14 protein-coding genes are annotated in these 13,658 nt (G+C 61.6%); 6 read left to right on the top strand and 8 right to left on the bottom strand.

The genetic code is table 11. From position 1 onward, the window contains the following. Complete coding sequence (locus PQU95_RS05440) at nucleotides 1-774, top strand: hydroxypyruvate isomerase family protein (protein ID WP_272751050.1); 774 nt, start codon at nucleotides 1-3, stop codon at nucleotides 772-774. A 299-nt stretch (nucleotides 775-1,073) separates the two neighbouring features. After that, nucleotides 1,074-2,396: a DEAD/DEAH box helicase gene (locus PQU95_RS05435; protein ID WP_017509774.1), complete on the top strand. Its 1,323-nt coding sequence runs from the start codon at nucleotides 1,074-1,076 to the stop codon at nucleotides 2,394-2,396. A gap of 101 nt (nucleotides 2,397-2,497) precedes the next feature. On the opposite strand, the gene PQU95_RS05430 is transcribed toward PQU95_RS05435, so the two are convergent. From PQU95_RS05430 to PQU95_RS05400, 7 genes are all read right to left on the bottom strand, one after another. Next, entirely contained in the window at nucleotides 2,498-2,728 is a 231-nt protein-coding gene (locus PQU95_RS05430) for a hypothetical protein (RefSeq protein WP_272751049.1), read from the bottom strand. A gap of 42 nt (nucleotides 2,729-2,770) precedes the next feature. Then, nucleotides 2,771-3,265, bottom strand: a complete 495-nt coding sequence (locus PQU95_RS05425) for a phosphatidylglycerophosphatase A family protein (protein WP_272751048.1) — start codon at nucleotides 3,263-3,265, stop codon at nucleotides 2,771-2,773. Further along, a complete protein-coding gene (gene thiL, locus PQU95_RS05420) occupies nucleotides 3,249-4,190 on the bottom strand; it encodes a thiamine-phosphate kinase (protein ID WP_272751047.1) in 942 nt (313 codons plus the stop codon). The genes PQU95_RS05425 and thiL overlap by 17 nt, the downstream gene beginning before the upstream one ends. A gap of 212 nt (nucleotides 4,191-4,402) precedes the next feature. Then, nucleotides 4,403-4,852: a transcription antitermination factor NusB gene (nusB, locus tag PQU95_RS05415; RefSeq protein ID WP_017509401.1), complete on the bottom strand. Its 450-nt coding sequence runs from the start codon at nucleotides 4,850-4,852 to the stop codon at nucleotides 4,403-4,405. 38 nt (nucleotides 4,853-4,890) lie between these two features. Continuing rightward, nucleotides 4,891-5,358, bottom strand: a complete 468-nt coding sequence (ribH, locus tag PQU95_RS05410) for a 6,7-dimethyl-8-ribityllumazine synthase (protein ID WP_272751046.1) — start codon at nucleotides 5,356-5,358, stop codon at nucleotides 4,891-4,893. Nucleotides 5,359-5,403: 45 nt separating this feature from the next. Next, nucleotides 5,404-6,519, bottom strand: coding sequence for a bifunctional 3,4-dihydroxy-2-butanone-4-phosphate synthase/GTP cyclohydrolase II (gene ribBA / locus PQU95_RS05405; protein WP_272751045.1), 1,116 nt, complete (start codon nucleotides 6,517-6,519; stop codon nucleotides 5,404-5,406). Between the two features lie 107 nt (nucleotides 6,520-6,626). Beyond that, nucleotides 6,627-7,238 carry a riboflavin synthase subunit alpha gene (locus PQU95_RS05400; RefSeq protein WP_272751044.1) on the bottom strand — a complete coding sequence of 204 codons (612 nt, stop codon included), beginning with the start codon at nucleotides 7,236-7,238 and terminating at the stop codon, nucleotides 6,627-6,629. A gap of 167 nt (nucleotides 7,239-7,405) precedes the next feature. Between PQU95_RS05400 and PQU95_RS05395 the strand changes: the two genes are divergently transcribed. The 4 genes from PQU95_RS05395 to PQU95_RS05380 all read left to right on the top strand — a co-directional run bounded on the left by PQU95_RS05395 (nucleotide 7,406) and on the right by PQU95_RS05380 (nucleotide 12,586). Next, nucleotides 7,406-9,016 (top strand): peptide chain release factor 3, encoded by a 1,611-nt coding sequence (locus tag PQU95_RS05395; RefSeq protein WP_272751043.1) that lies wholly within the window; start codon nucleotides 7,406-7,408, stop codon nucleotides 9,014-9,016. After that, the gene (locus tag PQU95_RS05390) at nucleotides 9,016-9,891 is read left to right on the top strand and encodes a mechanosensitive ion channel domain-containing protein (protein WP_272751042.1); all 876 of its coding nucleotides are present in this window, start codon (nucleotides 9,016-9,018) and stop codon (nucleotides 9,889-9,891) included. Before PQU95_RS05395 ends, PQU95_RS05390 begins: the two co-directional genes overlap by 1 nt. 3 nt (nucleotides 9,892-9,894) lie before the next feature. Then, complete coding sequence (locus tag PQU95_RS05385) at nucleotides 9,895-10,545, top strand: TetR/AcrR family transcriptional regulator (RefSeq protein ID WP_017509395.1); 651 nt, start codon at nucleotides 9,895-9,897, stop codon at nucleotides 10,543-10,545. Nucleotides 10,546-10,978: 433 nt separating this feature from the next. Then, complete coding sequence (locus PQU95_RS05380; RefSeq protein ID WP_272751041.1) at nucleotides 10,979-12,586, top strand: methyl-accepting chemotaxis protein; 1,608 nt, start codon at nucleotides 10,979-10,981, stop codon at nucleotides 12,584-12,586. An 87-nt stretch (nucleotides 12,587-12,673) separates the two neighbouring features. Here PQU95_RS05380 and PQU95_RS05375 read toward each other — a convergent pair whose 3' ends face one another. After that, nucleotides 12,674-13,657 (bottom strand): LacI family DNA-binding transcriptional regulator, encoded by a 984-nt coding sequence (locus PQU95_RS05375; protein ID WP_272751040.1) that lies wholly within the window; start codon nucleotides 13,655-13,657, stop codon nucleotides 12,674-12,676. Nucleotide 13,658 lies beyond the last annotated feature (1 nt).

Raw genomic sequence — 13,658 nt, 5'->3', positions numbered from 1 at the left:
ATGCCACGCTTTGCGGCCAACCTGTCGCTACTGTTTACCGAATACCCGCTGCTGCAGCGCTTTGCCCAGGCTGCAGCAGCCGGCTTTGGCGCGGTAGAGATCCAGTTCCCCTACGACCACCCAGCCGAAGCGCTAGCCGCTGCAGCCCGCGCTACCGGCACGCCGGTGATCCTGATCAATGTGCCGGCAGGCGACCTGATGACAGGTGGCCCCGGTTTGGCCAGCCACCCCGGCCGCCGCGACGACTTTGCTGCTGCCCTGCCGCAGGCGCTGCACTACGCGCAGGCGCTGGGCGTAGCGCTACTGAATATCCTGCCCGGCAGGTTGGCCGCAGGGTATAGCCGCCAGGCCTGCCTGGCCACACTGGCGGCCAACCTGCAGCTGGCCGCCGATTTCTTTGCCCCGCACGGCCTGCGCCTGTGCTGCGAAGCCATCAACGACCTGGACATGCCAGGCTTTCTGCTGCGCACACCAGACGAAGTCGCCCTGCTGCTGGCCGAGCTGCCGCAAGCCGGCATCGGGCTGCAAATCGATATTTACCACGCCGCACGCATGAATCTGGATATTCCGGCCCTGCTGGCGCGCCATCTGCCGCAAACCGCGCATATCCAGTTTGCCGACTACCCGGGCCGTGGCGAACCCGGCAGTGGCACCCTGCCCCTGCCTGATTATTTTGATTTTATTGAAAAAAATGGCTATACCGGCTGGCTGGGCGCTGAATATCGGCCAACGGCAACAAGTGCAGACACCTTGGGCTGGCTAGCGCGCTGCTAATGGCTTTTTTTTGCATACAATTCGGATGGCTTTTTAAAAATCAGTCACTTGCATAGCCTGTACTTTAAAAACCCTTGCGCAATCGAATTATTTTCATTAGAATGCGCCCTTCTCGAAATTGCTGGCGGTAACACCCGCGCCGCCGGCCTCTACGATTTCATCGCATCTGACCCTATTTGGCTTCGTTTCCGCCTCGTCCTTTCAGGACTGCTGTTCGCCGCTTGTCAGGTTGGTTCGATGACCTGTAACCCCGAGCGGGCTCACAACCGGCGCATCACGCCGGACTGAAAGGATTCACCATGCAGAAGTTCTCCGACCTGGGGCTGGCCCCCGCTATTGCCAAAGCACTGGAAAAAGCCGGCTACGACACGCCGACCCCGGTACAAGGCGAAGCCGTGCCTGCCGCCATCGCTGGTCGCGACCTGCTTGTTTCGGCACAAACCGGTAGCGGCAAAACCGCCGCCTTCCTGCTGCCAGCACTGACCCGTGTCAGCGAGCGCTCCAAAGGCGCCGGCAACGGCCCGCGCGTTCTGGTACTGACCCCTACCCGCGAGCTGGCCCAGCAGGTAGAAAAGAACGCCCTGGTATACGGCGAAGAGCTGCGCTGGCTGCGTACCGTTACCCTGGTGGGTGGCGCATCGTTCGGCTTCCAGACCCGCGCCCTGTCGCGCCCGGTTGATATCATCGTGGCCACTCCAGGCCGCCTGATGGACCACATGCGCTCCGGCCGTATCGATTTCTCGCGCCTGGAAATGCTGATCCTGGACGAAGCCGACCGCATGCTGGACATGGGCTTCATCGAAGACATCGAAACCATCGTGGCCGCTACCCCTAGCGAACGCCAGACCCTGCTGTTCTCCGCTACCCTGGACGGTATCGTAGGCAAAATGGCAGAACGCATGACCCGCGACCCGCAGCGCATCGAGATCGAGCGCAAAGAGGAAAGCGGCAATATCGAAGAGCACCTGCTGTACGCAGACGACAACAATCACAAACAGCGCCTGCTGGATGCGATCCTGAAAGAAGCCAACTTTGACCAGGCTGTCGTATTTACCGCCACCAAAATCGGCTCCGAAGAAATCGCTGACAAACTGTCCGACATGGGCTACAGCGCTGCCTGCCTGCACGGCGACATGCCGCAAAGCTGGCGTAACCGCACGCTGAACGACCTGCGTCGTGGCCGCATCAAGATCCTGGTAGCCACCGACGTCGCCGCTCGCGGTATCGACGTACCGGGCATTGGCCTGGTAGTGAACTACGACCTGCCGAAACAGGCAGAAGACTACGTACACCGCATTGGCCGTACCGGTCGTGCCGGCCGTAGCGGCGTAGCGATCACCATCGCCGAATCGCGCGAGTTCCACCGCGTACGCCGTATCGAGCAGTACCTGAAGCGCCAGCTGACCGAAGCCGTTATCCAGGGCCTGGAACCGACCCGTCGCCCACCGAAAGGCCGTCCGGCTGGCAAAGGTGGCCCGCGTCGCAGCAACGGCGGCGGCTACGGTGACCGCAAACCGGGTGGTGGCTACGGCGGCAACCGCGGTGGCTACGGCGACCGCAACCGCAGCAGCAGCGGCCCGCGCCAAGGTGGCAGCGGCGACCGTCGCCCACGCAGCGAATAAGCTTGCGGTAGCAGCAAAGAAAAAACCCAGCCTGGTGCTGGGTTTTTTTCATTTCCTGCATTGCCCGAGTCGCGTGCGCGCAATAAACCGCCAAGCTGTCATCACAAAAACAAGGCCAGAAAATACGCCAATAGCAAGCCACCAAAGAACGGGATAGCCAACTGCAGGCGGCGCAACTTGCTTGCCGAATGCGGAGATGGCGGTGCCATTTTTTGCTGCCTGATTGCCGCAACCATGAACAAGGCCAAAAGACAAAGCACATCAAAAAGCAGCGACCGCTGCGGCTGCGGCACCAGGACATACATCGTCAAACCACTCAGACCACCCAGCATGGCCATTTGCCACCATCGCATCACCACCCCCTTATCAATGAATCACGGCAGATACGGCAATGCCGACCACAGCACCAGCACGGCAAACAGCGCTGCCACCACATCGTCCAGCATCACGCCAAAACCGCCGTGCACACGGGCATCCAGCCAGCGTATCGGCCATGGCTTGACGATATCGAACACGCGAAACGCCAGCAATGCGGCCAACCACGCCACGGGCGTCGCCGGCACCGCCGCCAGCACCAGCAGCATGGCCACGATTTCGTCCCACACGATATGGCCGCTATCAGCCACGCCCAGCGCCCGGCCCGTCACACCACACACCCACACCCCCAGCACAAACATCGGCAGCGCCAGCCAGGCCAGCATCACACCCTGCACACCGGCCAGATGCAGACCCGCCGCCAGCGGCAAGGCGGCAATACTGCCCCAGGTACCCGGCGCCGGCGTAATCAACCCGCTACCAAAGCCCAGCGCCAGAAAATGCGCCGGGTGGCGCAGCAAAAAGCGCACATCCGGCTTAAGCGAAGTGGTCATAACCCAACCTTTCCAGTGCCACAAGCTGCCCGCTTGCATCCAGCAAGCACAAGCCCTCACCCGCTAAGATGCGGCCAACCTTGTGCACCGCCACACCAGCGTGCGCGGCAGCAGCCTGCACCGCCGCTGCCTGCGCCGGGGCGGCAGTAAAGCACAATTCGTAGTCGTCGCCACCCGCCGCGATGGCCGCCAGCCAGCGGCTACGCTCGGCCGCCAGCTGCGGGTGCATGGGCAAGGCCTCCACCCACACCTGCGCCCCTACACCGGAGCGCGCCAGGATGTGCGACAAGTCGGCGGCAAAGCCGTCGGACACGTCCAGCGCCGCGTGCGCCACACCCAATAAGGCGCGCCCCAGCGCCACGCGTGGCTGCGGGCGCTCCAGTTTGCGCAGGCAATCCGCCGGCAGCAGCTCGGTGCTACCCGACAGCCGCTGCTGCAGGGCTGCGGCAGCCAGGCCCAGCTGGCCGGACACCCAGATATCGTCACCGACTTGCGCGGCGTCGCGGCGCAGCGCCTGGCCGTGCGGCGTTTCGCCAAAAATGGTCACCGATAGCGTCAGCGGGCCGCGCGTGGTATCGCCACCCACCACACTCACGCCGTGCTCGGCGGCCAGGGCAAAAAAGCCGCGCGCAAACGCCGCCGCCCAGGCCTCGTCCAGCCGCGGCAAGGCCAGCGCCAGCGTCACCCAGCGCGGGGTGGCGCCCATGGCGGCCATATCGGACAGATTCACCGCCAGCGCCTTGTGCCCCAGCGCCTCCGGGCTAACATCGGCAAAAAAATGGCGCCCTTCTACCAGCATGTCGGTAGACACATGCAAGTCGCAGCCCAGGGTTGGCCGCACAATGGCGGCATCATCCCCTACGCCCAGCACCGCATTGGGCGCGGCGCGGGTAAAGTGCCGCCGTATCAGATCAAATTCGGTCATGCCGTTACCACCACATTCGGCCACAAGCCTGCTTGCGGCCAACCTTTGAAAAACCTTGCCAGCACCCGGAAAACCGTCACCCGGATAGGACCGTAGCCCGGATAAGCCGCAGGCGCATCCGGGGAACAAAAGCCCATCCGGCAAATACACCAACAATAAAAAAGCCCGGCATAGCCGGGCTCTGGCGGTACAGCCCGCAGGCTGCCGCGATATCAGTCTGCCTGGCGGCGGCTACGGATAGCCTTGACTTCGTCGGCGCGCACGTCGGCAGCCAGCTTGTCCAGTACGCCGTTAACGAATTTGTGGCCGTCGGTGCCGCCAAAGGTTTTGGCGATTTCGATGGCTTCGTTGATGATCACCGGGCACGGGGTTTGCGGGTGCGAGATCAGCTCGAAAGCCGCCATCAGCATGATGGCACGCTCTACCGGGCTGACTTCGGCAGCGTCACGCTCGTAGTAAGGCACCAGGTATTTGGACAGGTCGGCAGCATCGCGCAGCACGCCAAACAGGATTTCGCGGAACAGGGCTTCGTCAGCCTTCACGAAGTAGTCGTTTTCGCGCAGGTGCTTTTCAATCAGCGATGCCGGGCGGTCGGCATTCAGCTGCCACTCGTAAATACCCTGTACGGCATACTCACGGGCGCGGCGGCGGGCGGTTTTCATTACAGCTTTCCTTGTATCTAAAGAGCAGGCGCGGCAGCTTAGCCGCGCAGGGTCTTGTGCAGATTGACCATCTCTACTGCCACCTGGGCGGCTTCACGGCCTTTTACCGACATGCGGACTTCGGCCTGCTCGTCGTTTTCGGTGGTGAGAATGGCGTTGGCAATCGGGATGCCGGCGTCCAGGCCCACGCGGGTGATACCCGCGCCGGATTCGTTGGACACCAGCTCAAAGTGATAGGTCTCGCCGCGGATCACCGCGCCCAGCGCAATCAGCGCGTCAAAACGGCCTGTTTTGGCCATGGTCTGCAATACCAGCGGGGCTTCCAGCGCGCCCGGCACGGTGGCCAGGGTTACGTCGGCGGGCGCCACGCCCAGTACTTGCAGCTCGGCCAGGCAGGCATCACGCAGACCATGACAAACCAGCTCGTTAAAGCGGCACATTACCACGCCAATCTTCAGACCTTTGCCGGAAAGATCAGGGGTAATACGGTTTACTTGGTCCAGCATGCGGTTCTCCTTGCGGCGACAGCCAAATCTAGAAAGGGGCGTATTTTAATCCAAATCCACGTGCACGTGTTCAGGTTGCGCAAAGCCGGTGACTTCCAGGCCGAAACCGGTCATGGATGGCAGGCTGACCGGCGACGCCATCAGCTTCATTTTGCCCACGCCCAGCGCGCGCAGCATTTGCGCACCGATACCGAAGGTCTTGCTGTCCCAGCGCTGGCGCGGGCCTTTTTCCGCCTGCTCGGGCAGCGCGCGCGCCAGAATGTCGGCGCCGGATTCCGGGCGATGCAGCAGGATCACCACGCCGCAGCCGCGCTCGCTGATTTCTTCCAGCGCGTTCGGGATCGTCCAGCTGTGCTTGCCGGACAGCGGGTCCAGCAGGTCCATCACCGACAGCGGCTCGTGCACGCGCACCAGCGTTTCCTTGTCGGCGCGGGGTTGGCCGCATACCAGCGCCAGGTGGGTGGCACGGGTCAGTACATCCTGGAATACGTGCAGCTGGAAGGTACCAAACGGCGTTTCGGCCAGGCGCTGCCCTACCTGCTCGACAAAGCACTCGGTACGGCTGCGGTAGTGGATCAGGTCAGCGATAGTGCCAACCTTCAGGTCGTGCTCCTTGGCAAATTCCAGCAGCTCCGGCAGGCGTGCCATGGTGCCGTCGTCGTTCATGATCTCGCAGATCACCGAGGCAGGCTCCAGCCCGGCCAGGCGCGACAGGTCGCAGCCGGCTTCGGTATGGCCGGCGCGCACCAGCACGCCGCCCTTTTGCGCTTTCAGCGGAAACACGTGGCCAGGCTGCACAATATCGGTGGGGCGGGCATCACGCGCCACCGCCACCAACGTGGTGTGGGCGCGGTCGGCGGCGGAAATGCCGGTGGTTACGCCCTCGGCCGCTTCGATGGACACGGTAAAGTTGGTGCCGAAGCTGGTGCCGTTATTGGTGGCCATCATCGGCAGATTCAGCTGCTTGCAGCGCTCTTCGGTGAGGGTAAGACAGATCAGGCCACGGCCGTGTTTGGCCATGAAGTTGATGGCTTCCGGGGTTACGTGCTCGGCGGCCATCACCAGGTCGCCTTCGTTTTCGCGGTCTTCCGCGTCCATCAACACCACCATTTTGCCGGCCTTGATGTCGGCAATGATTTCCTGGATCGGGGCAATGCTCATTGTGTCGTCCTTCCCGCACGCCTGCGGCGCGCCTGGCTGCTATGGAGCATGGCGCCACGCGCCATGCAGGAGTAATTCATTTATAGATGGGGCTACCCGCCCGGCAATCAAGCGCCGCGTGCGGCCAACACGCGCTCCACGGTATCGACAATGGCCTGGGTTTGCGGGTCGATCTCGATATTCACCACATCGCCCACCTGGCGCGCACCCAGCAGTGTGCGCTGCAACGTTTCCGGGATCAGGTTCACGCAGAAGCCGTCGTCGCGCACGTCGCCGATGGTCAGGCTGCAGCCGTCTACACCGATATAGCCCTTGATCAGCACGTACTTCATCAGTTCGCGCGGCAGCGCAAACCACAGCGTGCGGTTATCCGGGCTGCTGACGATGTCGCTCACTGTAGCGGTGCTGATGATGTGGCCGGACATGCTGTGGCCGCCGATATCGTCGCCAAAGCGCGCGGCGCGCTCCACGTTGACCGCGTCGCCGGCTTGCAAGCGGCCCAGATTGGTCAGGCGCAGCGTTTCGGCGATCAGGTCAAAGCTCACCACATCGCCTTCGATGGCGGTAACGGTGAGGCAGCAGCCGTTGTGCGCTACCGAGGCGCCGATCTGCAGGCCCGGCAGCAGCGCCGCCGGCAGGCGTACCTGGTGGGTACGAAACTGGTTTTTTTCTTCCACCGCCACCACAGTGGCCATGCCCTGCACGATACCGGTAAACATTCTGCTGGCTCCGCAAACATCCGAAAACACGATTGTACCGTGTTGCACTGCAAATACGAGGCGATACGCGGCAAAAGGTTGGCCGCACAAGCTGCAGCGGCTTCTATGAAACGGCCAGAATGCAGTACAATCGCCTGTTTTTCCGAATCTTTACCAGACGAGCATCCATGTCCGCCGAACTGACCCGTATTGCCGAAGAAGTTGCGCAGCGCCGCACCTTCGCCATCATCTCCCACCCTGACGCCGGTAAAACCACGCTGACCGAAAAGCTGCTGCTGTTTTCGGGCGCCATCCAGATGGCAGGCACGGTAAAAGGCAAGAAGGGCGGCAAGTTTGCCACTTCCGACTGGATGGAAATCGAGAAGCAGCGCGGCATTTCGGTGGCTTCGTCGGTGATGCAGTTCGACTACCGCGACCATACGGTGAACCTGCTGGACACCCCGGGCCACCAGGACTTCTCGGAAGATACCTACCGCGTGCTGACTGCCGTGGATAGTGCACTGATGGTGATCGACGCGGCCAAGGGCGTGGAAGAGCAAACCATCAAGCTGCTGAACGTCTGCCGTCTGCGCAACACCCCTATCGTGACCTTCATGAACAAGTACGACCGTGAAGTGCGCGATAGCCTGGAGCTGCTGGACGAGGTGGAAAGCGTGCTGAAGATCCGCTGCGCCCCCATCACCTGGCCTATCGGCATGGGCAAGGCCTTCCGCGGCGTGTACAGCCTGCTGTCTGACGAAGTGATCCTGTTCGAAGCCGGCAGCGAAAAGCTGATTACCGATATCGAGGTGATCAAGGGCATCGACAACCCGCGCCTGGACGAACTGTTCCCGCTGGAAATGGAACAGCTGCGCATGGAGATCGAGCTGGTGCAAGGTGCCTCCAACGAGTGGGACCTGGAAGCATTCCTGGCCGGCGAGCTGACACCGGTGTTCTTTGGCTCGGCCATCAACAACTTCGGCATCCGCGAGATCCTGGACGCGCTGATCAACTGGGCCCCGGCCCCGCAGCTGCGCGATGCCACCGTGCGCGACGTTGCGCCGACCGAAGGCAAGTTCTCCGGCTTCGTATTCAAGATCCAGGCCAATATGGACCCGAAACACCGTGACCGCATCGCCTTCCTGCGCGTGTGCTCCGGCCGTTTCGAGCGCGGCATGAAGATGAAACACCTGCGCCTGAACCGTGACATCGCCGCCTCGTCGGTGGTGACCTTCATGTCGCACGACCGCGAAATCGTGGAAGAAGCCTTTGCCGGCGACATCATCGGCATCCCCAACCACGGCAATATCCAGATTGGCGACAGCTTCTCCGAAGGCGAAGAGCTCACCTTTACCGGCATTCCGTTCTTTGCACCGGAAATGTTCCGCAGCGTGCGCATCAAGAACCCGCTCAAGCTCAAGCAGCTGCAAAAAGGCCTGCAACAGCTGGGCGAAGAAGGCGCGGTACAGGTATTCAAGCCGCACAACGGCGGCGACCTGATCCTGGGCGCTGTGGGCGTACTGCAGTTTGAAGTGGTCGCCAGCCGCCTGGCCGCCGAATACGGCGTGGACGCGGTGTTCGAATCGTGCAGCATCTGGTCGGCGCGCTGGTTCAGCTGCGACGATCGCAAGAAGCTGGAAGAGTTCGGCAACGCACTGACCATGAACATCGCCACCGACGCCGGCGGCAACCTGGCCTACCTGGCACCGAACCGCGTCAACCTGGCGCTGACGCAGGAACGCTGGCCGGACATCGTGTTCCACGAAACCCGTGAGCACGCTGTCAAACTGAACGACTGATGCCGGTCACCCTGCCCATGCCCGCCTGGCTCGCACCCATCCTGCACGACTACGGCGCCGACCTGCTGCGTTCCGCCGTACTGGTGCTGGTATTGCTGCTGGTACACGCCAGCATCGTGCGCGCCATTGCGGCCAACCCGCAGGTGCCGGTAGACACCCGCCGGCGCTGGGCGATCAATGTGCGCAACGCCATGATCGTCATCGGCCTGGCGGGCTTCGTGATTATCTGGGCGCGCGAGCTGCAAACCATCGCGCTGTCCATGGTGGCCTTTGCCGCCGCACTGGTCGTGGCCACCAAGGAGCTGCTGATGTGCCTGGGCGGCGGCCTGGTGCGCTCCATCTCCAACAGCTACGAGCTGGGCGACATCATCGAACTGCAAGGCATGCGCGGGCGGGTGCAGGACATCACCATGCTCAGCACCACGCTGATCGAAATCGGCCCGCGCCATGACTCGCACCAACTAACCGGCAAGTCGGTCAGCTTCCCCAACAGCCTGCTGCTAACCCACCCGGTGGTGCGCGAGAACTTTACCGGCGAGTACGTGATGCACCTCATCACCATCCCGCTACCCTACCGCATCACCCCGGCCCGCGCAGAGCAACAGCTGCAAGAGATCGCCGGCGACGTGTGCGCCCCGTGGCTGGCCGATGCCCGCCACCATATGGCCATGCTGGAACACAAACTGATGATGGATACGCCATCGGTAGAGCCGCGCATCTCCCTGCAGCCTGCATCAGAAAAAGAATACCGCCTGATTGCGCGTATCGCCGTACCGCAGCGCGAACGCCAGCGCGCCGAGCAGGCCATCCTGCGCCGCTTCATGTTTGCCTGTTTCCCGGAAACCGATAACAACAATATTGCTGACGCAGACTAAACCATGCCCAAGACCCGGATCAAAACCTACGACCGCATCGTGCAGGACAGCCTGAAGCTGTTCAACGAACACGGTGAACGTAATATCACCACCAACCATATCGCGGCGCATCTGGGGATCAGCCCGGGCAACCTGTACTATCACTTCCGCAACAAGGAAGAGATCGTGCACCAGATTTTCCTGAGCTACCGGCGCTTTATCAGCGAACGCCTGGCCGTGCCGTCAGACCGCCAGATGGACGTGGCCGACCTGGTGAACTACCTGGAAACCGCCTTCGAAGCCATGTGGCAGTTCCGCTTCATGTTCTACGACCTGCCCGGCCTGATGGCACGCAACCCGCAGCTGCAGGCCGACTATCACCAGTTTGTGAATGGCGAGCTGCAAACCATTCTGGAAGGCCACTTCCGCGAGTTCATCCGCCTGGGCCTGCTCAAGATGGATCTGGAAGACATCGAGCCGGTATCGGTGAATATCTGGCTGGTGGTGAAGTTCTGGTTCGCCTTCGAGCAAACCGCGCGCCCGAAAGCCCCCATCAACGAGGCGTCCAGCCATCGCGGCGTACGCCAGGTATTGGCACTGCTGAAGCCCTATGTGCAGGATGACTTCCTGCCCGCCTTCCGCCAGCTGGTTGCGCGCCACCACACCGCAGACTGATTGCTCAAGGGCATGACACTCGTCATGCCCACCCCCTACCCGCCAACCGCACAGGCTGCCCAAGCTGCTAGACTCGGCTGTGCGCACTCGACCTGTCGCCTGCACAGCCGTTACCTGCCCTCCCTGATATATGCCATAACAGCCTGGCATGCCGCGTGGGCCGACCTGGATAGAAACATCTCGCAATACCAACCACCCAGGCCAATCTGCAATGCAGTGCACGGCCCAACTACCTGCAAATAAAAAACATCATCACTACTGGCCGTGATTAAAAATACATTTCATTACAGAAATGAAAATAGCCGCCCATTCACTATCCATCACCCAAGACTAGGGAAATCCCACATTATACTGATGGCTTAAATCAGGTTATAAAGCAGGCATTGAAATATGCTGTGGTCGCGAAACAGACGGCCTTGCTGGAAGGAAAAGTATGAAAATTGTCTCAAAAATCATTGCACTGATTATCAGCAGTTGCCTTGCCCTGGCATTGGTAGGTGGCTTAGGCATATGGAAACTGAACCAGGCAGAAATGCGCTTTGATAATTTCACCGACAATATACTCCCCAGCATACACTTGCTAAATGACTCCCAGGCAGAGATATGGCGGGTCCGTGTTTTATTCTGGAAGCATATGGCTGAGCCGGACATGGCAAAGAAACTGCAATATGAGTCGGAAATAAAAACCATCTTTGCAGAAATAGACAAGAACTTTGCGCAATATGCAGCCAGTGACATTAGCGATGCGCAGGACAAAGCACTGCTGGCTCGCAGCCAGGAAATCTTTAATCGCTACAAACAAGAGCTGGCACCCATGCTGGCCTTGTCCCGCAACGGCGAGCAGCAAAATGCGGTAGCCCTTGCGAGCCACGGCAATGGCGAAGACCTGATGAAGGCCTGGAATGAGCACATTGCCTATAACAATCAGCTCAGCAAACAGACCGATGACGCCAATGCGCAAGCCACGCAGGACTCACGCATGCAGTTCCTGATGATCGTGATTACAGTCGCACTGCTCCTGGGCACTGGCGGTGCCATGCTGACTCGCGCCATCCGCCGCGGTTTGCAGCAGCTGCAGTCGGCCATTGGCGACATCAGCCTTCACCTGGACTTTACCCGGCGCGCACAGTGCCACGGCCAGGACGAAATCAGCCAGACCGCCCAGGCTTTTGACGGGCTGGTCGTGCGCCTGCAGCAAAGCCTGCAGCGCATGCAGACCGGCATCGAGCAGGTATCCACGTCTTCGCAGCTGGTACAACAGGTATCGCAATCGGTTGCCAGCAGCTCGGGGCAGCAAAGCCACGCCTCGGCCCACATGGCCGCTGCGGTGGAGGAAATGACCGTGAGCCTGGCCCACGTGGCAGACCGCGCAAGCGAAGCCCAGCTCTTGTCGGCCAGTGGCGAAATCAAAGCCAATGCCGGCGAACGCGCCATAGAAAAGGTGGTCAGCGACATGAGCACCATTGCCACCACCGTCAGCACCACCTCGACACAAATGACCGTGCTGGCCGAGCGCAGCAAGCGCATTGAATCGGTAGTCAGCGTCATCCGCGATGTAGCCGACCAAACCAACCTGCTGGCGCTAAATGCCGCTATTGAAGCGGCCCGCGCAGGCGAAAGCGGCAGGGGCTTTGCCGTCGTAGCCGATGAAGTGCGCAAGCTGGCAGAGCGCACAGCGGCCTCCACCCAGGAAATCAGCCAGATCATTCTGGCCATCCAGCAAGTCAGTGACAGCGTGGCGGGCAATATGAACGAAGCGGTGGCACAAGTGGGCCAGGGCCAGCAAGGGGTGCAGGATGCCCGCGCCAATATGGCCGAGCTCAGGGATGGCGTCCGCCACAGTGCCTTGCTGGTAGCGGAGATCAGCGCGGCTATCCAGCAGCAAAGCGCCGCCACCAGCAGCATTGCCCAGCAAGTGGAGCACGTCGCCCAAAACGCCGAAACCAACAGCAGCGCTGCCGCAGTCGCCGCCAGCCAGGTTGATTCGCTCCAGCAGATTGCCCAGCAGATGCGGCAAGAAGCCAGCCTGTACCACGTGTAAACAAGGTTGGCCGCAGGCCGCTGCCTGCACGGCAAAACACCCCGCCTGCCGATACAGTGCGAGGTGTTGTTTTTTTAAGGCAAGGCGTCAGGCCGCCGGTGCGCTGCTGCCGCGCGCCAGCAGCTTGCCTTGCAGCACCACGATACGCGGGCTGCGCCCGGCGTCATCCAGCCGCTCCAGCAGCATGGCCATGGCCGCGCGGCCGATGTCGCCTACCGGCTGTTCGATCACGGTCAGGCCATCGCCCAGCAGCTCGGTCCACACATCGTTGTCAAAACCGGCCAGCGCCACATCCTGCGGCCAGTGCAGGCCGGCCGATTTCAGCGCCCGCACCGCGCCCAGCATCAGCACACCATTACTCACCACCAGTGCCCGCGGCCGCTGTTCTGCGGCCAACATGGCCAGCACAGCCTGCTCGGCAGCCTCCACGCTGGGCGCCACGAACTGCGCCGGTGCCGGCAGGCCGGCCTGCTGCATGGCCTCGGCAAAGCCGGCGTGGCGCTCCATGCCAGTGCTGCTGGTATTGCCGAATACGCCGGCGATGTCGCGATAACCCTGCGCCAGCAAATGCTCTACCAGCGCAGCCGCCGCGCGGCGGTTGTCCAGCACCACGGCATCGGTGGTCACATCGCGGCTGGCACGGTCGATCATCACCACCGGAAAGCCCAGCGCCGCCGGGTCCAGGTTGGCCACGGTCTGCCGCGTGGGGGCAAAGATCACACCGGTGACGCGTTCTTCCTGCATCAGGCGCAGGTACATCGCTTCTTTGTCCGGGTTTTCGTCGGTATTGCACAGGATCACCCGCATGCCGTTACGGTAGGCCTCGTCTTCTACCGCGCGGCTGACCGCGGTAAAGAACGGGTTGCGGATGTCCGACACAATCAGGCCGATGGTGTCGGTGTGTTGCGAGCGCAGGCGGCGCGCCGCCAGGTTGGGGCGGTAATCCAGCTGCCGCATGGCTTCTTCCACGCGCTTGCGCACCTTGTCGCTAACCGGGCCGTTACACAGTACCCGCGAAACGGTGGACGCAGACACCCCCGCCGCTTCTGCCACATCCTTGATCTTTGCCACT

This window comes from Vogesella aquatica, from assembly GCF_028548455.1.
Taxonomy (GTDB): Bacteria; Pseudomonadota; Gammaproteobacteria; order Burkholderiales; family Chromobacteriaceae; genus Vogesella; species Vogesella aquatica.
This window is presented reverse-complemented; position numbering and strand designations above follow the sequence as displayed.

Bases quoted from the DNA above. Each gene is read 5' to 3' on its own strand.
- thiL (WP_272751047.1), bottom strand. From the start codon at position 4,190: ATGACCGAATTTGATCTGATACGGCGGCACTTTACCCGCGCCGCGCCC.
- PQU95_RS05385 (WP_017509395.1), top strand. From the start codon at position 9,895: ATGCCCAAGACCCGGATCAAAACCTACGACCGCATCGTGCAGGACAGC.
- PQU95_RS05390 (WP_272751042.1), top strand. From the start codon at position 9,016: ATGCCGGTCACCCTGCCCATGCCCGCCTGGCTCGCACCCATCCTGCAC.
- ribBA (WP_272751045.1), bottom strand. From the start codon at position 6,519: ATGAGCATTGCCCCGATCCAGGAAATCATTGCCGACATCAAGGCCGGC.
- PQU95_RS05400 (WP_272751044.1), bottom strand. From the start codon at position 7,238: ATGTTTACCGGTATCGTGCAGGGCATGGCCACTGTGGTGGCGGTGGAA.
- PQU95_RS05435 (WP_017509774.1), top strand. From the start codon at position 1,074: ATGCAGAAGTTCTCCGACCTGGGGCTGGCCCCCGCTATTGCCAAAGCA.
- nusB (WP_017509401.1), bottom strand. From the start codon at position 4,852: ATGAAAACCGCCCGCCGCCGCGCCCGTGAGTATGCCGTACAGGGTATT.
- PQU95_RS05425 (WP_272751048.1), bottom strand. From the start codon at position 3,265: ATGACCACTTCGCTTAAGCCGGATGTGCGCTTTTTGCTGCGCCACCCG.
- ribH (WP_272751046.1), bottom strand. From the start codon at position 5,358: ATGCTGGACCAAGTAAACCGTATTACCCCTGATCTTTCCGGCAAAGGT.
- PQU95_RS05440 (WP_272751050.1), top strand. From the start codon at position 1: ATGCCACGCTTTGCGGCCAACCTGTCGCTACTGTTTACCGAATACCCG.
- PQU95_RS05395 (WP_272751043.1), top strand. From the start codon at position 7,406: ATGTCCGCCGAACTGACCCGTATTGCCGAAGAAGTTGCGCAGCGCCGC.
- PQU95_RS05380 (WP_272751041.1), top strand. From the start codon at position 10,979: ATGAAAATTGTCTCAAAAATCATTGCACTGATTATCAGCAGTTGCCTT.
- PQU95_RS05430 (WP_272751049.1), bottom strand. From the start codon at position 2,728: ATGCTGGGTGGTCTGAGTGGTTTGACGATGTATGTCCTGGTGCCGCAG.